The organism is Ralstonia sp. 1138, from assembly GCF_040544795.1.
In the GTDB taxonomy this organism is placed as follows: domain Bacteria; phylum Pseudomonadota; class Gammaproteobacteria; order Burkholderiales; family Burkholderiaceae; genus Ralstonia; species Ralstonia flatus.
In genome coordinates, this window is record NZ_JBEPKQ010000001.1 from 1,691,903 (window position 1) to 1,709,530 (window position 17,628).

Genomic DNA, 17,628 nt, shown 5'->3' on the forward strand with positions numbered 1-17,628 from the left:
GACCGAAGGCGAGCACGCCGCGCAATGACATGAACCAAGGCGCAAAGATTCTCCGGCTGGTGCTGGGCGATCAGCTCAACCCGCTGCATTCATGGTTTGCGGAGGTGGACGCCGACGTCGTCTACGTGCTGATGGAAGTGCGTCAGGAAACGGACTACGTCCTGCACCATGCGCAAAAGATCCTTGCCATCTTTGCGGCCATGCGCGACTTTGCGCGCGGTCTCCGGGCGGCGGGGCACCGCGTGCGGTATGTGGCGATCGACGATGAAAGCAACCGCCAGTCCGTGACCGAGAATCTCGCCGCGCTCGCCCGGCACTACGGCGCCGAGCGGGTCGAATGGCAATCGCCTGACGAGTGGCGCCTGGACGATCAGTTGCGTCGTTGGGCGCAAGCGCAAACGCAGTCGCTGTCGACGTGCGAAGTCGAGTCCGAACACTTCCTGACGGGCAGGCATGACTTGGCCGCCATGTTTGACGGCCGCAAGCAATGGCTCATGGAGCGGTTCTATCGTGAGATGCGCCGCCGCTTCGACGTGCTCATCGATGGCACGGGGGCGCCGGAGGGCGGGCAGTGGAATTACGATCATGACAACCGCAAGCCCTGGCGCGGCACGCCTCCGGAGCCCGCCGACGCCCGTCCTGTGCATGACCACCGCGCTTTGTGGGAGACCATCGAACGCAGCGGTGTGAAGTCGTTCGGCAACCCGCAGGCCGGGGCATTCCGGTGGCCCCTGAACCGCGCGCAAGCGCTTGTCTGCCTGGATGCATTTGTCGAACAGGTGCTGCCGCACTTTGGCGATTTTGAAGACGCCATGAGCAGCAGCCACGAGCGGTTGTTTCACTCGTTGCTGTCCTTCTCGCTCAACGTGAAGATGCTGCATCCGCGCGAGGTGATCGACCGCGCCGAGGCAGCGTATCGGCATGGCAGGGCGCCATTGCCCGCCGTGGAAGGGTTTATCCGCCAGATCCTGGGCTGGCGCGAGTATGTACGCGGCATCTACTGGGCGCAGATGCCCGGATACGCTTCGAGCAACGTGCTGAACCACAATACGCCGCTGCCGTCCTGGTTCTGGAGCGGAAAGACGCAGATGCGCTGCCTGCAACTCGCCATCGGCCAGTCGTTGCAGACCGCCCATGCCCATCACATTCAACGCCTCATGGTAATTGGCAACTTCGCCTTGCTGGCGGGGCTCGCACCCGACGAGGTGCATCGCTGGTACCTCGGCGTGTATATCGACGCATTCGAATGGGTGGAGCTGCCGAATACCGTAGGCATGAGCCAATGGGCAGACGGCGGCCGCATTGCCACCAAGCCGTATGTCAGTAGCGCCGCTTATCTTTCCCGCATGAGCGATTACTGCAAGGGCTGCCACTACGACAGCAAGCAGCGCGTCGGTGAGCGCGCATGTCCTTACAACGCGCTGTACTGGGATTTCTTTGCGCGCCACAGTGAAGTGTTCGGCCGTAACCCGCGGCTGTCGATGGTCTATCGACAACTCGCGAAGATGGAAACCGAGGAGCGCGACGCCCTGCGCAAGCGCGCCGACGAAGTGCGTGCAAGGCTGGAAGCGTTATGACAGCGTTGAACCGCAATAAGGAGGTCGCCCCATCGTGCGCATCCTGCTGACCGGAGGCACCGGATTGATCGGGCGGGCGCTGTGCCGCCACTGGCAGGCACAGGGGCACGATCTCGTGGTCTGGAGCCGTACGCCTGAATGCGTCGCGCGGCTGTGTGCCGGGGCGCACGGCATCGCAAGGCTGCGAGAGCTGGACGGTGCCGCGCCATTGGATGCAGTCATCAATCTGGCGGGCGCGCCGATTGCCGATCGCCCGTGGAGCGCGGCTCGACGAGCACTTCTATGGCGCAGCCGCGTCGATCTGACCCGGGAACTCGTGGATTGGCTCGGCCGTTGCGAGCGGCCGCCTCGCGTGCTGGTTTCCGGATCTGCCACCGGCTGGTATGGCGATCGAGGGCAGGAGCCCCTAGATGAAGACAGCGGCGCTGGCAACGACGACTTTGGCAGTCAACTCTGCGTCGCGTGGGAGGGGGAAGCACGCCGTGCCGAGGCGCTTGGCATGCGTGTCGTGTTACTGCGCACGGCGCCCGTGTTTGCAAGCGACGGTGGCATGTTGCCCAAGCTGCGTCTGCCGTTCAGCATGGGGCTTGGCGGTCGGCTTGGCAGTGGGCGTCAATGGATGCCGTGGATCCATCTTGACGACGTGGTCGGTCTGATCGATTTCCTCTTGCACCACGCCGATTGCTGGGGCGCCTTCAATGCGTGTGCACCGGACCTCGTCAGCAACGCAGACTTTGCCAGCACGCTGGCGGCGACGCTGCGCAGGCCGATGTTCCTGTCGGTGCCTGCCTGGGTATTGCGGATGGCGCTGGGCGAAATGTCCGTGTTGCTGCTGGGCAGTCAACGTGTGCAACCGCGACGGGCCCTGGAGACCGGCTATCGGTTTCGCTTTCCGAATCTGGAGGAGGCGCTGGCTTGTCTGCTGGTGCAGGATCAGCATCCTGCTACCCGGCAACCCGCAGATTGATGTTGAGCGGCGGGAGCCGCCCCCGCGCGTAGTGGGGTAGAGACCGGTGCCCGAAGGCCCCGGTCATAGGTGTCAGCCTTGCCGCTGGCTGCGTGACGTGACCGCCACCGTGGTGGGGGATTCTGCGAGCGGCACAAAGCGGCGCGTCGCGCCATCCAGGGCGTCGATGCTGCCCCGCTCGATGTCATATACCCAGCCATGCAGGTTCATGCGGCCCTGCTCGAGGGCGAGCGCAACCGACGGGTGCGTGCGCAGGTTGGCGAGCTGCGCGATCACGTTTTCACGCACCAGGCCGTCCAGCTTGGCGCGGGGCGAATCGAACGTATGCGCCGCGTTGATGACCTTGGCGGCATCGGAGTGACGCAGCCAGTTGGCCACGGCCGGCAGGTGGTCAAGACAGGTGCAGCGCGAGATGGCGCCCATCGCGCCGCAGTCGGAGTGGCCGCAGATCACGATGTCCTGCACGCCCAGCACCGCAACGGCATATTCGACTGTGGCCGATACGCCGCCCGGCTCAGGACCGTACGACGGCACGATGTTGCCCGCGTTGCGGATGACGAACAGCTCACCGGGTTCGCGTTGTGTCAGCAGCTCAGGAACGACGCGGCTGTCGGAGCAGGTCACGAACAGCGCCTTGGGGTTCTGTGATGTTGCAAGTTGTTTGAAAAGCTCTACCCGTTGCGGATAGATGTCGCGCTGAAAGCGCAGGAAACCGTCAATGATGTCGCGCATGGCGTTTTTCCCGTTCAGTGGTTGGATGCCGGCGCGGTCATGGGGACCAACGCGCCGGCACGGCCGCTATTGTCGTCGATATCGAGCGGAAGAAAAACGGGTCCATACGGATTGCAGGGCCATGAGGGTGATACGCCGGAGCCGGCCCTCAGGCACGGAAGACCGCCGTGTGGAACCGCCAACAGCCGCGGGGTCACGCAGTTGGCCGATACATTGAGGACAGCGCATCCGACGCCCGCAAACGCGCGTATACCGTCGAACGTCTTGCCTCGACCTGAAACCGTATGCGCTTCCACTTGATCCGTATCCCATCGAGCATGGGCGGCACTGACCGCTATCTGCGCGTTTGCCCGGCTTTGATGCCGCATGGAGCATGCCGATGCGTGGCGTGACTCGTCGAGCATGGATGGCAACCGCGTTGGCGAGCCTCGCAGGGTGTTCGGCCCTGGATGTACTCAACGCCGTGTCGACGTCCGACGTAAGTGTGCCGACGCGGGGCCTGCCCTACGGCGCACATCCGCGGCAAAGGCTGGACGTCTACCGGCCGGTTCGCCCGATGGAGGGGCCGCCGCGTGCGGTCGTCTTCTTCTACGGCGGATCGTGGCGAGAGGGCGATCGCAAGGACTATGCGTTCGTTGGCGAGGCGTTGGCCGCAGCTGGGGTGATCGCAATGGTTGCCGACTACAGGCTGTATCCGGAGGTGCGCTACCCGGGTTTCCTGCTGGACTGTGCCGCCGCGACGGCCTTCGCGCGACGGTGGCTCGATCGGCAGGGCTATGCCGACGCGCGCCTGTTCGTTGCGGGGCACAGCGCAGGCGCCTACAACGCCGCGATGCTGGCAACCGACGGCCGCTGGTTGGCGATGCAGGGTTCGCGCATTGAAACGCTGTCTGGCTGGATCGGCATGGCCGGTCCTTACAACTTCCTGCCGATTCAAGCGGCCGACGTGCGGCCCGTGTTCAACCATCCGAATGAAACGGCAGATAGCCAGCCGTTGTTCCACGTCAGCGAGGACTGGTTGCCCCCGGCGTTGCTGCTCACCGGCGAGCACGATGCGTACGTGGATGTCCGGCGAAATACGCTCTCTCTCGCCGAACGTCTGACCGAGTATCAGCACCGCGTCGAACTTAAGGTCTACCCGCGCCTCGACCACAAGACACTCGTGGCCGCACTGGCGCCGCCGCTGCAGTTTCTGGGGCCCGTGCTGTCGGATGTGACGCGCTTTGTGGCCAACGCCTGAGCGCAATCCGCAATTTCGCCTTGCCAGGTCGCGAAACGTTTTGCAATGACGTGGCGGGGGTGATTTGAATCGGGAATGCGTTGGAAATTCGTGCTGGGCCAGCGCGGCGGGTCGTTCATTGCAAGACCGGGCGTCCTTATACTCAGACGGCGCGATCATGCCGCTGAAGATCAATGAGCTACACCGTCGTCTGGTTCAAGCGCGACCTGCGGGTGCACGACCACGCCCCGCTGGTCAATGCCGCCCGCCGGGGAAAAGTCTTGTGTTTGTACGTCATCGAGCCAAGCCTTTGGGCGCAGCCGGACGCCGCATCGCAGCACTACCTCTTTATCCAGGAATGCCTGCACGATCTCGCGCAGCAACTGCGCGCATGCGGCGCACGGTTGCAAGTCGCTGTGGGGGAAGTGACGGAAGTATTCGGCCGGCTGCATGCGGCCGCGGCCTTCAGTCACCTGGTGTCTCACGAAGAAACCGGCAACGGCCATACGTTCGCGCGTGACAAGGCCGTCGCACGCTGGTGCCTCGATCACGGCGTGACTTGGCGCGAGTGGCCCCAGCATGGCGTGGTGCGACGCCTGCCGACGCGGGACGTCTGGCACGATCGCTGGGCAGAGCATATGTACGCCCCCTGCGTAGCCGCGCCAGGCGTGGGCACGCTCAGCGATGTGGTCCTGCCATGGCCGGCGATGGCGTGGCCAGGGGGCGAGGCGTTGGGCCTGGATGCACATTCCCCACCGCGGCGCCAGCGCGGTGGACGCGCGCGCGGCAGTGAGGTGCTGCACGACTTCCTGCTCGAGCGGAGCCGAAACTATCGGGGAGGCATCTCTTCGCCTTTGACGGCGCCGAGCGCGTGCTCACGGCTGTCTCCCTACTTGGCATACGGATGCCTCAGCATGCGCGAAGTGGTCCAGGCCACCGAGCAACGGCTGCTCACGCTGAAGGCCAGCACAGACGACGATGCGGTGTGGCAGCGTAAGGGGCTGGCTGCATTTGTCAGTCGTCTGCATTGGCATTGCCACTTCATCCAGAAGCTGGAATCCGAGCCGGCCATCGAGTTCCGCAATCTGCACCGCGGCTACGACGGCCTGCGTGAAGACGCATGGAACGCGAGCCACTTTGCTGCGCTGGTTGCCGGGCGTACCGGCTGGCCGATGGTGGACGCCTGTGTGGCCATGCTGAAGGAAACGGGGTGGATCAACTTTCGCATGCGGGCCATGCTTGTCTCGGTGGCTTCCTACCCACTCTGGCTGCATTGGCGGCCGGTGGGCCTTTGGCTGGCCCGCCAGTTCATCGATTACGAGCCGGGAATTCACTGGAGCCAGATGCAGATGCAGGCGGGCACCACCGGCATCAATACCACGCGCGTCTACAACCCCGTCAAGCAGGCACAGGACCAGGACCCGCATGGGCGGTTTGTCAGGCGCTGGCTGCCGGCCCTGCGCCGCGTGCCGGATGCGTGGCTCTTGCAGCCGTGGCGCATGCCGCCCGATGTGCAAGCACGCTGTGGTGTGCGGGTGGGCGAAGACATCCCCGTTCCGCTGGTCGACCTTGATGCAGCAACGCGGCAGGCCAAGATGCGCATCCATGCGTTGCGTGCGCAGCCGGAAGTGCACGCCGCCAACGAGGCGATCGTCAAGAGACACGCTTCGCGCTTGCGCCGTGACCGTGTCAGCAGCCCGCGCGGGAATGCGTCCACGCCTTCGCAGCTGACTCTCGACTTTTGAATGCGCCGATGCACAAGAAGCTGAACCTGCCGGACAAACGCTGCCTGCATTGCGGCCTGCCATTCACCTGGCGCAAAAAATGGGCGCGTGACTGGGATGCGGTCAAGTACTGCTCGGAGCATTGCCGCAGAGAGGGCAAGCGGGGCAGGGCGCCGCATGGAGAGATGCGTTGAGTACCGTGTTGTTCTGGTTCCGCAGCGATCTGCGACTGCATGACCAGCCGGCATTGCGTGCCGCGTGCGAGAGCGGTGCCACGCATCTCGTCCCGGTGTACTGCCATGCTGACTACGAAGCGCAAACGCCCTGGGGTTTCGCACGTGTGGGCGTGCATCGCCGGGCCGTAGTTGCCGCGGCACTCCGCGATCTAGGTCGCCAGTTGGACGATCTCGGCAACCGCTTGCTCGAGTGCAGCGGGCCCCCGGGGAAGGCTTTGCCCGCTTTGGCGCAGGCCGTGGGTGCCAGTGCTGTGTTCTGCGAAGACATCGCCGCGCCATACGAACAGGCCGATGTGGCCGAACTGCGAAGCGCAGGGTTGCAGGTGCAGACCGTCTGGCAGAGCAGCCTGATCGATCCGCTTGCGCTGCCGTGGCCGGCCCAATCGCTGCCGGCTGTCTTCACAACATTCAGGCAAGCGATCGAGCAGGCGCGCATTGCACCGTCGACGCCTCTGCCGCCGCCAAGCGGCCTTCCGCCATGGCCCGCGGGCGTTGTCATTCCGCCCGGGCTGCAGCGCGAGTCGGCGCACGTTGCAAACGAAACGCTGCCGGTAGATTCGCGCGCGTCGTTTCCGTATGGCAGGCCGGAGTTTGATGGAGGTGAGACGGCAGGCCTTCGGCACCTCGCCACATACCTGCAGCGCAAGTTGCCTCACACGTACAAGCGCACGCGCAACGCCTTGGCTGGTGTGGACTTCTCAAGCAAATGGTCGCCGTGGCTTGCCACCGGTGCGTTGTCGCCCCGACGCGTGATGGCCCAGCTGCAGCAGTTCGAACAGTTGCACGGGCAAAGCGACGGCAGCTACTGGCTTTGGTTCGAACTGCTGTGGCGCGACTACTTCCGCTTTCTGCATCTGCAGCATGGCGCTCGGCTGTACCGCGCACGGGGCCTTGCGGATGCGCGGCAGAACCCGGAGCGCCCAGATGCGCAGGGCTTCGAGCGCTGGCGCCACGCGTCTACCGGCGAGCCGCTCGTCGATGCCGCGATGCGCGAACTGGAAGCCACCGGCTACCTCAGCAACAGGCTCAGACAGCTGGTTGCCAGCTACCTCGTGCATGAGTTGCGAGGCGACTGGCGCGCCGGTGCCGCGTGGTTTGAATCGCAACTCGTCGACTACGACGTCTACAGCAATCAAGGCAATTGGCTGTATATCGCGGGGCGCGGCACAGACCCACGCGGCGGCCGGCGGTTCAACGTCCGGAAGCAGGCTTCCGAGTACGACCCCGATGGGGCTTATCTCCGGTTATGGGCGGCGCGATAGTGCGCCGGGAGCGCCGCCGCGCAACCAAACACCGGCCGTAGAGCGCGGTCAGGAGATGCGCAGGAGATCACCAAGGCAGCGCGCCCGCTAAAGACTGGCCATGTGAGGTCGATTATTCACAGCGACGCCCCGAGCTAGCACGACATGACTGAAGCAGTACAACTGGAAAGTGGACGGCCTTCGCGGACCGAAATTCTGGCAGCCGCACTGATCACCGCCCTGATTGTTGCCGTGGCTGCGATTGCCTTCAGTCATGCGCGACGCGCGTTGCCGGAAGTCAGGCCGTTTCTGCCCATGTTCCTGACGGTGGTCGTGCTGTGCGAAGGGCTGACCGGCTACCTGCTGTTTCAACGCGCCCGCCTTGTTCAGACGCCTTTTTATGGGGCGCTTGCCGGGGCCTACTTTTTCGCGGCGTTTCTGGCGGCTGCGCAGTTGCCCACGTTCCCAGGCGTATTCAGTGCGGACGGTCTGCTCGGCGCCGGCCCTCAGTCCGCCGTGTGGCTATGGACCTTCTGGCATTCCGGCTATCCCCTGTTGCTGCTGCTGGCGGCGCTGAGCCGGCATTGCCATGAACGCGGCAGTTCTAGCCCTCTGCTCACGCAAGTGTTGCGAACATTGCCTTGGGCGGGCCCCATGTCTGCAGCGGCCGTTGTGCCCCTGTGCATCTGGGGCACTGACTTTTTACCGCCGCTCATCCAGGGTGGGGCATACATCGACCTCGTTCGCATCCTGGGTGTTCCCGTGATCGGATCAAACGTTGTTGCGCTTGCCGGACACCTTGCGCTGACCAGGCTGCGGCGCTCGGTGGATGTCTGGGTTGCCGTGGCACTCGCTGTCGGTTTGGCCGACTCGATATTGACCCTGCATGGCGGTGCTCGCTATACGTTGGGCTGGTACGCAGCACGGCTGCTCAGCGTGGTGTCGTCGGCGGTTGTGCTGTCGATGCTGATTGCGGATATCACGCGGCTATATCGGGCGCTGATGGCCGCCAATCAAAGGCTTGAGCGGCAGTCGTTGCTGGACGGTCTGACACAGGTCGGCAATCGTCAAGCATTCGACAGGCGCTGGGCGGCCGAATCGAAACGCGCCCGGCGTACGGGCCAACCGCTGTCGGTGCTCATGATCGACATCGACCATTTCAAGCAGGTCAACGACACATACGGGCATGGCAGGGGCGACGCATGTCTTGTGGAGGTTGCCAGCATCCTGTCGCGCGTTGCGGGAAAGCGCCCAACCGACTTGGTGGCGCGTTATGGCGGCGAAGAGTTCGTCGTCCTGCTGGCGGACACCGAGCGTTCGCGCGCCAAGCTCATCGCCGAGCAGGTGCGTCGCGCCGTCGAACAGGCCGCCCTGCCTGCGCCCTCCGTTCGCGGTGTCGTGACCGTCAGCATTGGCGTGGCGGCCTACGCACCGTCGGCGGGCCATGCACCTGTCGCAGACGCGACATCCGAAGCGCTGATGCAGGCCGATATGGCGCTCTACGATGCAAAGCGCGCGGGCAGGAATGCGGTGATGGTGCGCTAGCGCGTGTCGCGGCCGGGGGCGTTCCGGACTTCCCTTGATTGGGCACTGCACGGCGCGCCTGATCCGTAAAAATCAGGTCTGTCGGAAAGGGTATTGCTAACCCATTGATTTATAAGGGGTCGCAACGCTTAAAAAACGGGCGACAAGTCTGTCGGGCCCCTCAATTTGGGCCTTCGGGCCCGTACGAGATTTAGCAATGGTCTGTCGAGGCCAGGCATGACAAGCCTTTGCGGAGAACTCGATTGAGAAAAGTGTCTCTGCGTTGCTCTTTGATCGTTCCTGCTACCACGAGTGTCCGAGAAGGATAAAAAATCCCTCCGGTTGCTTTCGGCCAGAACTGCCCTTGTTACCCGAAGGCACCTCGCCCTCATGCGGATCCTGGGAAAGTCGCGCCTTGCCCTAGAAAGAAATACTGTATATTTATACAGTATCAAAAACAGACGGCATCTCATCCGCGCGCGGAGCTTTGGCGGATGCGCTCTGGGAAGGGCGGGTAAGTGCCAATGACCGTTCGCTCAGACGATGGCCGGCGATGGCGAACTCAATTACGTTACGCAGGAAGCGTCCATTCGGGTCGCTCGAACCAAGATGATGCAAACAGCACGGGTGGTACGCATGCCTTCGCGGTCCTCTAGGAACGACAAGATAGGGCCAGCCACTGCGCGCGCCGATAGCAAGGATGAAGCGCTACGGCTCGTGGGATCCGGCGGCGTCGCAGTCGTTGAACTGAACTACGAATCTGGCTGGCAAGACGCTGTTGAGCTTGGCCGGCTCGGCCGAGCGGTTGGCATTCGCGTGGAGTTTCGTGGGCACGAGAGCATCGCCGTCAAATCCCCAACGGCATTAATCGCCGGACTTGCGCGTCCGAAAGCCACGTTCAGGCAGCGAAACCTCTACTGCCAATTCGATCTTGACCGACTAGCTGCAGGCGACCTTGAGCAACTCGAAGCGAAAGCGGAAAAGCTTGGCGATTACATACTGGCCGGCCACCTGCTGCGCGACGTCGATGGGGTCTGGTCGGAGTAGTTCGGCGCTCTTTTGACTGCCCTACTGACAAGGGGATGTGCCGTCGTTCAAATGAACTCCACTTTGATCACCTGCCCTGATGGCACCACGGTATTGCTTCCGTCAAAGCACCATACGGCTCCGTGTCCCGGGAAGCCCTCTCGAAGGCTGGATTGCAGGTAACGCAATGCCACGCGCACCGCGAATTCCGCAGAGGCGCCCGCTGGTGCTACGAACTTCACGATGGCAGGTTTTAAGCGCTCCTGGAAGACTGGCAGCAACTCGAGACCGCTGGCAAGCTTCACCTCTTCACACAGGTCTTCGATGATTTCCGGCATTGCCAGATAATCGTGCTGCCCGAGCTCATTTGCATATGATGCGACCTCGCGCACCAAGATTGCATAAGGCCCCCAGTGCAGAGAGTTCCTAAGTTTGTTGCCAAAGTGGCAGCCGAAACCTCCCTCGCGGGCAAAAGCGTGATCAACTTCGCGTTTCGCTGCGGGATCGTCAAGCAAGCCCACAAGCGTTTCTTTGAGCAGGGGAATTACCTGCCCCAGGGGAAGGATGCCGGCGTCGAATGTTGTACCTACGGGAACTCGGGTGCAGTGGAACCAGCAAAACTTGGTGGGCAAGTGCGGGACCCCGAGCGCCTCGCACGCGCGCTCATATAGGAATCGGTCATATTCGGGCAGCGACCTCCAGTGTTCGTTGAAGTACGTTTCATGATCGGGATCGATCAGAAAGCGCTGGAGATTTGGCAAAGAGCAGCCGAATAGTTCAAGCAGCGAAGCTTCGGCCGACAGGCGAGTTTCGCAATCGAGAAGACGGTTTGTCACTGCGTTGGAAGTGGCCCGAATCGTCAGCTCATCTCAGTCGTCATAGCTGAATATGCCGCAGGTCAAAGCATCAAGAAGCCTGCATTGAGCATATCACGCCACTGGTTGATCTCTCTCAGTGGTTCCACCTGACGGAGGCCATCTGAAAAAATCGCAGCGTGGCGTTGTGGTGCAGCTATCTCGTTCCAGAGCTTGCCGAAGGTGAATGGCTTGGCGATACAATCGTTCGGGATTGCTAACGGGGAGGTGACCAGATCATGCCCAAGCAGCCAGTCACAAAAGGAGTCGATCGCGGCTCGTTGGATCGGGATACAGTCGCTTTCCAAGCAGCACTCCAGACGCTCGCAGCGTCTGTTGGTGCAAAAGACCCTAACGCTGTGTTCACCCCCATCTCCGTCTTCCGAAGCAGCTACACCGCAGTTTTCAACCGCGTCAGGAACGGCTCGATCGTAGTGATCACCCATAGAGAGGAACCATTTGTCCTTCTGAGTCAACGCCACCTTCTTTCGCTGATGCGCGGGAGGGAAGGGCGACAAACAGCAGCGGAACTCCTCCGTGATCTGCTGGCGGTCCAGACCGATGGCCACGTACCACGTGTCCGATCTATCCTCAAAAAGAGTCACCATCGAGTCCCTCCACAGAAGGACAAATAGACGGTTCGCCGATTCTGACGCACATGTCTACGTTGCTGACTGTGTAGCTGCTATGGCAACGGCAAAGTGCACGGAACGCTCGGAGTGTTCGTCTCCGGCTGTAATCGTTCCAACCCAGAAGCCGTTGGCGTGACGTCAGGCTCTCCGGATCGGGGGCCGGTCTATCTCTGTGCGTATATGTCTATGGAGCGTCGATAGGTCCACAAAAAGAGGTCTACCGCGAGCGCGACATTTTGGAACTCATACACACCGAGCATGGCACGCGCGTAGTCCAGAGGAGTGACACCCTCGAATGAGAGCGGCGCGCAATTGTGAAGTAGCAGTGGGATGTTGGCGGCCAGGCGGCTGGTGCGCTTGTTGCCGTCGAGAAAGGGCTGCAGATAGGCGAGGTGTACCCAGAGGAATAGGGCGGCCTCGATTGGGTTGCTGATGAGGCAAGCTTTTGCGATGACCCAATCCAGCAATTGCTCCAGAACCCCAGGGCTGTGGATTGGTACGTAGTGTGTATCGGTGATGCCGACACGGATTTTGCGGATCGTGCCAAGCAGACGACTGTCCGGCAAGAGATCTTGCATGAGTGCCGCATGCAGGTTTTTGATGACGCACGTCGAAAGTCCTTCCTGCGAGACGACATCAACGAGGAACGTGATGGCGACCTTGTGATTAAGCAACATCACGGTGTCGCTGTCACAGGGCGCGTCCTCTCCACAGAAGAGTTCCGTGACGGCTTGCCTGCTGTACTGGTTGCCCTCCAATCGACAAGAGTTCCAGGAAAGGTCGACCAGCATCTGCGCGAATACCTCACGCGCGTAGGCGCCTGGAGGGAGTATTTCGTTCAGATGTCCCACACGATAAAGGTCTTCAGCCACTTTAGGAGGCATCAGCCAAGATGCGTTTGGAGCGTAGCTTTCGAGAAATGCGCGCTGGTACGTCGCCGGGCTCCTAACAGCCAAGGGAAGGTCGAGTTGTCGAGCAAGCTTGGCGCCTGCTGGCGAGCGCGGGAGGGCAGACATAGAGGGCGGCTCGGTGAACGCCATGGTTCCTACGGTAGCCAGAAGGTCGCGAGCAAGCTCCAATAGCGTCCGGTACCGTTGTCGGGGGCGGGGAGGCTTGCTTTCAGCGATCGCATAGGGTTGGCCAAATACCCAAGGTGGCCGTAGACCGGCCAGCAGGCAACTCAACAGCGCTAGGCTGTTGCTCGACCGTACACACCAACTCGTCTCGTGGCGGCTCGCTCTGGAGTTACTCTCGAATTTTAGGACACTAGGACTGCGTTAAATTGCTGATGTGATTTGTGTAGATTTTCGATCATGCGCTCATGCGGAGGCGACTTCATGGCTTGTGGTTTTAGATCAAATCGATTCTTCGGCGGAACGTGTTGGTCTCCGCAAAACAGGCTGAACGGTGCACTCGAATGCGGCGCAGACCATAGCGGTGTCGGTGTAGATGCCTGCTTGGCGACGGTCCTGTTTGCTTCTGGTGCCGTGTTGCCATGCTGAGGCCAGTCTCGCCGGAGCAAGGCGAGTACATCCATGGACACGCCGGGCGCCTAGGATTGTGGAACGGGTTCCCATCGGCGAAAGAGATGCTCGCTGCCTTAGCCAGAAAGGTTCGTGGCGACGGTGGCGTGAGAGCCGCGGGCAATGCCTATCGACTGACGGCACGTTTTAGCGGATTGGATCCCGGAGACTATTTGAAGGCGCATTCATTGCTGCCGTTCTGCCGGATTGGTGCGCACACTGATGACGAGATGTTCGACTATGAAGGACCGGCCGATTTGAGGCCGCAAGCGGCATGGATGCAACCAAGGTCGGGGGCGTACCTGTGTCAAAGCTGTGTTGCGAAAGATGAGCGGACGCTTGGTTTTTCGTATTGGCGTGCGTTTCACCAGGTGCCCGGCATCGACACCTGTCCGACGCACTCGATAGGCCTTGCTGTTGTGGATGTCGACGGTGCTTTTGATCGGCCGCCTGGCTCATGGCGGGCGACGGCACAGCCTATCGACGACGAACTTGTCGTTCTGCGAGCGACGCCCGTTGTTGCGCGCTATGCGGAGATCGCACGCGCGTTCATGGCGACGGGCCGAAGGGTTTCCAGAGTGGCTGCCATGCAATGTATTCGTCCTAAGGTGGAGGCAATGAGCTTTCCGATCGGTCAGCACATCGAGCGGTCCAAGCTTGCGCATTGCATTCGTGGTGCTTTCCCAAAGGCATGGTTACGGGAGCACTACCCGAAATTGTTGGGAAACTGTGCAAACGTTCAGTCAGTCAATGGGCTCTGCGGTGGTTCCATTGTTAGCGGGATGGTGTATGCGATGGCGCTTGCAGCGACGTTTTCGACGAGTGAGGAGGCTGTCCATCGCTTCTACACGACACCAAGCCGAAGGAGGAGGATGCCGCATGCGCCCATCCCCGATTCCGCAGCGACATCGAAGCGTCGCGACAACCTTCTTCCTCACTATATTGCCAGCGACGGGATGGCAAGCTACGTAGCGGCAACGCTTGGTATTAGTGAGCCGACGGCGTTGAGGTGGCTTAAGAGCGTGGGATTGCCATCTCTCGGCGGGCTGGCCAGGGCAGGGCGACATAGAGTCATCGCGTTCTTGTCAAAGGCGTCAAAGGACGAGATCGATCGCTGGATCGCGGCCGGCGCGAATATCGATGCTATCTGAGGTGGATCACGCAAAGCAGTGAGAGCGCGGTGCCGTGCGAATCCCCGTAAGCTCCCCGACGGGGCATCCCTCAGATCCTTTGGCAGAAAATTGCTTTACCGCGGCCGACGACCAGTGAGGAACGTCTCTGGCTGTGTTGGCCATTGGCCACTCATCACAACCCAAGTGAGGACGACCATGCGCGAATATCGCTCCGTTACTACCACAGCGCTGGCAGCATGCACCTGTGACCGGTGTCAGCGGCGGCTCACTCCTGACGAACCGGATGAGTGGCAAGAACGTCTGTCGATCGACCACGTCTGTGGCTTCGATTCCATCTTTGGTGACGGCAACTTGGTCTGCCTCGATCTGTGTCAGCACTGTGTGCGGGACTTGCTCGGGGAATGGCTACGTATTGGGAGTGCCGAGGTGTCGCAGGACGCTGGAAGATTCGCACGTGCGCCAGTGAATATGCCGGAGGTTGGGAAAGATGGAGACTTTGAACGCCGCCACGAATGAGTGGATAGACGCGTCAGCCATCATCCTTACCCAGTCATTGCGGCGTTTCGCGAGCCATGGAGCAGGCTCGGAAGCACCGGCGGGCACTCCTACGCTCAATGTCAGAGCAAGCATTTCACTCCCATCGTTAGTCGCCGTAAGGCACTTGAATCGGCGCCGTTTTCGACGATCATTAGGAATGGAACGGCGGACGCCTCGGCCTGGACAGAACGACGTTGTGCGGTCGCTCGGGAGATCAATCTCGTCCTTAGGCGCCGCTGAAGGAATGTCCAAAAGGGACGCCCAGGCAATCATCCGAGGCTGTCTTCTTGCCCGCCATTGAGCTGAATGTGCGAGGATTCCATGATGTCCAGCTTAAAGATTCCGGCAGATTTTCCCGGCGAGCCTGCGCTAGCTTCAATCGCTGGTGCACAACCGAAGCTCGCCGCGCGGATCGTTGATGGTCAGTATGTTGTCGGCCTGACAGAAGAGGAGCGGCTGGAGCGTTACGAGGCATGCGAAGACCTGGCGCAGCAATTCAGTGTGTACTGCGCGCGCAAGGTATCGGAGAGCGAGTCCTTGACCCACGCCCTTGCTCTAGAGCGCGCTCGTAAGGGGTTCGCACGGAAGGTTGGTCAGGGGGAATGGGATTTTTCCGAGTCGGAGCAGGATTGGGTCATGAAGCGAGCGCAGCGGATACTGGGCTGGTAAGCAGAGGACCACCGTCTGCTTTCGTCGGACTAGCGCTTACAGGTCCCATCTCTCTCACAGTCACATGTTCGCGCCGCACCTGCGGGCCAGCATAGGTGGCCATCTGGGCCCCGCGATGTCCATGCGCCGCAGACCCGGGCGGTCCTGGTGAGGTGCCGTTGTCGAGTACCGTCACACCGCGACGGGTAGCGCAGGCGTATAGGAGCCGACGAGTCCGCTCATTGAAACGATGTCAAGCTGTCTAACCCTGAGCGATTGGTTGCCAGACGAGACGCTGTTCAGTTTGGTGTCGCGACAACATAGTGTGTCTGGAAACGTGTGCGCTTCGACGACGTGCCACGAGGTCTTCGGCGTGGACCGACTGGGCCCCGATGCCAACATTCCGCGTGTTCTGGCATCCTTTGTCGCAGCGACCGGCGGCCGGTACGGTACGGCTGTCGAGATCCTTTTGCGACACACTGTACTACCGTACTATTTGCCACTGGCCAGTGCCAAGGCTCACGCTGAGGTGTGGGTCGCGCTCACGTCCGAAGAATGCGAATCCACGAGATATCCGCTTGGCCAACTGACTGGCCGCTATGGCGCGCATCATCCGGTGAAAGCGTGTCCTGCGTGCATGGCCGACGATAAAGCCAGATTCGGTATTGCCTATTGGCACCGGTTGCACCAGTTGCCGAGCGTCTGGCTGTGCCCCAAACACCGCTCTGTCCTGCGCGAGTGTGTGCGTAAGCAGGAGGCAGGCACATGGGCTTCTCTTTGTATGCCCGATTCGTGTCGCTGGCGTTCAACAGCGCCAAGAGAGCAGATGCCGCTGGCAGACCTGGAACTATGGGCCAGTGTTGTCGAGAATTCGGCAAGCTACATTGAGGATGCGCCTCATCTCTCCTTGGACCGATGTCGCGTCTGCGCCGTGTTAGCTGCCCAGGCCATGCAACTCGGGGCCACGGACGAATGGGGCAAGCTGGATTTTTTCAAGTGCGCGCAAATTCTGATGCAGGCATGTGGCGCCTCGTCTTGCCTTCCAGAGTTGTCGACGTTCTGCCAGGATGAACGGCACGCGGTTTCGATGGCGCGGCAGGTGTTTGGTTCAGAGTTCCGTTCTTCTGTTCAGGGTCTCCTGATTGCTGTCTCATGCCTGCATGGCAGCTGGACCGCATTCCTCAAGGCGTATCAGGACGAGGTGTCTTCCTCGATGCCGGCCATGGGCCGCATGCACGCGTCGCGACCGGTTCGCACCTTCTTCTAGGAAACGAGAGCCCCAGTATCTTGATGCAGACATGCTCGCTCGGGATGGAATGGCGTCGCTGCGATTCAGGGTCTAACGCGTACTTTAGCGAAACGGGGTAGTTTTGCTGTACAGCAAAACTACCCCGTTTCGCTAATGTAACTCGGACGCCCACTTCAATGGGTTAATCGCGACCTTCCTTTCCACATGAGAGATGGCCGTCGTTTCACCGCCTCTTCGTGTCGAACGAGGAAGTGGTCGTTGGTCGTAGCGGTGAGTGCCTTCCGACCCCGCGGTTCATCGAAGATCCGACCATAACCTACGTCGGACGTGTTCGCCTCAATCCGGATGATCCGCACGGCTTGTGGACCTGGATCGTCTCCGACAACCTGGGAGGCGGGCCGCGCACAACGGCTTTCAGATCGCCAAGCAGATTCGACTGCCCCACGCTAGCGCGCCGTGCGCGGCGACAGAAAAAGAATGCTCTGCGAACAGGGTGGGCTGACGTTACGAAGGGCGCTGCTTCCGTACCGGCGAGGCCACCGTCCATGTTGGCACACTGGCGTTGACAGCCGTCTAGCTCAGTTGAAAGTTTGCCAACCAGTGCAAAAGCTCCTGACCCGTTCGTTTTCGAAGGTCCAGAGCGTTCGCTTCGGACAGTGCCCATGCCTTCCAGGCAATGAACCGGCCGTCTGCTTGTTCGTCAACCGTTAGTGTCAGCAACACGATCAAACTGACCCAGCAGCAGCACTTTGGAAATGACCCACCGGGCTAGGATGGGCCCTTTTCGGAGGGCCAGTGCTAACCAG

15 protein-coding genes are annotated in these 17,628 nt (G+C 61.2%); 11 read left to right on the forward strand and 4 right to left on the reverse strand.

The features are described 5' to 3' along the window. The first annotated feature begins 29 nt into the window (after positions 1-29). Positions 30-1,577: a cryptochrome/photolyase family protein gene (locus ABIC76_RS07530; RefSeq protein ID WP_354533504.1), complete on the forward strand. Its 1,548-nt coding sequence runs from the start codon at positions 30-32 to the stop codon at positions 1,575-1,577. Between the two features lie 34 nt (positions 1,578-1,611). Next, positions 1,612-2,544: a TIGR01777 family oxidoreductase gene (locus ABIC76_RS07535; RefSeq protein WP_354533505.1), complete on the forward strand. Its 933-nt coding sequence runs from the start codon at positions 1,612-1,614 to the stop codon at positions 2,542-2,544. A 72-nt stretch (positions 2,545-2,616) separates the two neighbouring features. On the opposite strand, the gene ABIC76_RS07540 is transcribed toward ABIC76_RS07535, so the two are convergent. Next, the gene (locus tag ABIC76_RS07540; protein WP_027680092.1) at positions 2,617-3,276 is read right to left on the reverse strand and encodes a carbonic anhydrase; all 660 of its coding nucleotides are present in this window, start codon (positions 3,274-3,276) and stop codon (positions 2,617-2,619) included. A 379-nt stretch (positions 3,277-3,655) separates the two neighbouring features. Here ABIC76_RS07540 and ABIC76_RS07545 point away from each other — a divergent pair, with 379 nt between their 5' ends. The 6 genes from ABIC76_RS07545 (at position 3,656) to ABIC76_RS07570 (ending at position 10,267) form a co-directional block, all read left to right on the forward strand. Further along, the gene (locus ABIC76_RS07545) at positions 3,656-4,516 is read left to right on the forward strand and encodes an alpha/beta hydrolase (RefSeq protein ID WP_354533506.1); all 861 of its coding nucleotides are present in this window, start codon (positions 3,656-3,658) and stop codon (positions 4,514-4,516) included. A 173-nt stretch (positions 4,517-4,689) separates the two neighbouring features. Continuing rightward, complete coding sequence (locus ABIC76_RS07550; RefSeq protein WP_354533507.1) at positions 4,690-6,240, forward strand: cryptochrome/deoxyribodipyrimidine photo-lyase family protein; 1,551 nt, start codon at positions 4,690-4,692, stop codon at positions 6,238-6,240. Positions 6,241-6,248: 8 nt separating this feature from the next. Further along, complete coding sequence (locus tag ABIC76_RS07555) at positions 6,249-6,413, forward strand: DUF2256 domain-containing protein (RefSeq protein WP_354533508.1); 165 nt, start codon at positions 6,249-6,251, stop codon at positions 6,411-6,413. After that, on the forward strand, positions 6,410-7,717 hold the full coding sequence (locus tag ABIC76_RS07560) for a DASH family cryptochrome (protein WP_354533509.1): 1,308 nt from the start codon (positions 6,410-6,412) through the stop codon (positions 7,715-7,717). The genes ABIC76_RS07555 and ABIC76_RS07560 overlap by 4 nt, the downstream gene beginning before the upstream one ends. A 144-nt stretch (positions 7,718-7,861) precedes the next feature. Then, positions 7,862-9,241, forward strand: a complete 1,380-nt coding sequence (locus ABIC76_RS07565; RefSeq protein WP_354533510.1) for a sensor domain-containing diguanylate cyclase — start codon at positions 7,862-7,864, stop codon at positions 9,239-9,241. A gap of 615 nt (positions 9,242-9,856) precedes the next feature. Next, positions 9,857-10,267, forward strand: a complete 411-nt coding sequence (locus ABIC76_RS07570) for a PHA-granule associated protein 4 (RefSeq protein ID WP_354533568.1) — start codon at positions 9,857-9,859, stop codon at positions 10,265-10,267. A gap of 47 nt (positions 10,268-10,314) precedes the next feature. On the opposite strand, the gene ABIC76_RS07575 is transcribed toward ABIC76_RS07570, so the two are convergent. The 3 genes from ABIC76_RS07575 to ABIC76_RS07585 all read right to left on the reverse strand — a co-directional run bounded on the left by ABIC76_RS07575 (position 10,315) and on the right by ABIC76_RS07585 (position 12,772). Next, entirely contained in the window at positions 10,315-11,082 is a 768-nt protein-coding gene (locus ABIC76_RS07575) for a hypothetical protein (RefSeq protein ID WP_354533511.1), read from the reverse strand. 62 nt (positions 11,083-11,144) lie between these two features. Beyond that, positions 11,145-11,669 (reverse strand): hypothetical protein, encoded by a 525-nt coding sequence (locus tag ABIC76_RS07580; RefSeq protein ID WP_354533512.1) that lies wholly within the window; start codon positions 11,667-11,669, stop codon positions 11,145-11,147. A gap of 227 nt (positions 11,670-11,896) precedes the next feature. Continuing rightward, complete coding sequence (locus ABIC76_RS07585) at positions 11,897-12,772, reverse strand: Fic family protein (RefSeq protein WP_354533513.1); 876 nt, start codon at positions 12,770-12,772, stop codon at positions 11,897-11,899. Between the two features lie 455 nt (positions 12,773-13,227). Between ABIC76_RS07585 and ABIC76_RS07590 the strand changes: the two genes are divergently transcribed. From ABIC76_RS07590 to ABIC76_RS07600, 3 genes are all read left to right on the forward strand, one after another. Then, positions 13,228-14,406, forward strand: a complete 1,179-nt coding sequence (locus ABIC76_RS07590; RefSeq protein WP_354533514.1) for a TniQ family protein — start codon at positions 13,228-13,230, stop codon at positions 14,404-14,406. Positions 14,407-15,246: 840 nt separating this feature from the next. Continuing rightward, positions 15,247-15,594, forward strand: coding sequence for a hypothetical protein (locus ABIC76_RS07595; protein ID WP_354533515.1), 348 nt, complete (start codon positions 15,247-15,249; stop codon positions 15,592-15,594). A gap of 229 nt (positions 15,595-15,823) precedes the next feature. Then, positions 15,824-16,840 carry a TniQ family protein gene (locus ABIC76_RS07600; RefSeq protein WP_354533516.1) on the forward strand — a complete coding sequence of 339 codons (1,017 nt, stop codon included), beginning with the start codon at positions 15,824-15,826 and terminating at the stop codon, positions 16,838-16,840. The last annotated feature ends 788 nt before the right edge of the window (positions 16,841-17,628 follow it).

Bases quoted from the DNA above. Each gene is read 5' to 3' on its own strand.
- ABIC76_RS07570 (WP_354533568.1), top strand. From the start codon at position 9,857: ATGCCTTCGCGGTCCTCTAGGAACGACAAGATAGGGCCAGCCACTGCG.
- ABIC76_RS07530 (WP_354533504.1), top strand. From the start codon at position 30: ATGAACCAAGGCGCAAAGATTCTCCGGCTGGTGCTGGGCGATCAGCTC.
- ABIC76_RS07590 (WP_354533514.1), top strand. From the start codon at position 13,228: ATGCTGAGGCCAGTCTCGCCGGAGCAAGGCGAGTACATCCATGGACAC.
- ABIC76_RS07540 (WP_027680092.1), bottom strand. From the start codon at position 3,276: ATGCGCGACATCATTGACGGTTTCCTGCGCTTTCAGCGCGACATCTAT.
- ABIC76_RS07565 (WP_354533510.1), top strand. From the start codon at position 7,862: ATGACTGAAGCAGTACAACTGGAAAGTGGACGGCCTTCGCGGACCGAA.
- ABIC76_RS07555 (WP_354533508.1), top strand. From the start codon at position 6,249: ATGCACAAGAAGCTGAACCTGCCGGACAAACGCTGCCTGCATTGCGGC.
- ABIC76_RS07585 (WP_354533513.1), bottom strand. From the start codon at position 12,772: ATGGCGTTCACCGAGCCGCCCTCTATGTCTGCCCTCCCGCGCTCGCCA.
- ABIC76_RS07550 (WP_354533507.1), top strand. From the start codon at position 4,690: ATGAGCTACACCGTCGTCTGGTTCAAGCGCGACCTGCGGGTGCACGAC.
- ABIC76_RS07595 (WP_354533515.1), top strand. From the start codon at position 15,247: ATGATGTCCAGCTTAAAGATTCCGGCAGATTTTCCCGGCGAGCCTGCG.
- ABIC76_RS07545 (WP_354533506.1), top strand. From the start codon at position 3,656: ATGCGTGGCGTGACTCGTCGAGCATGGATGGCAACCGCGTTGGCGAGC.
- ABIC76_RS07600 (WP_354533516.1), top strand. From the start codon at position 15,824: ATGTCAAGCTGTCTAACCCTGAGCGATTGGTTGCCAGACGAGACGCTG.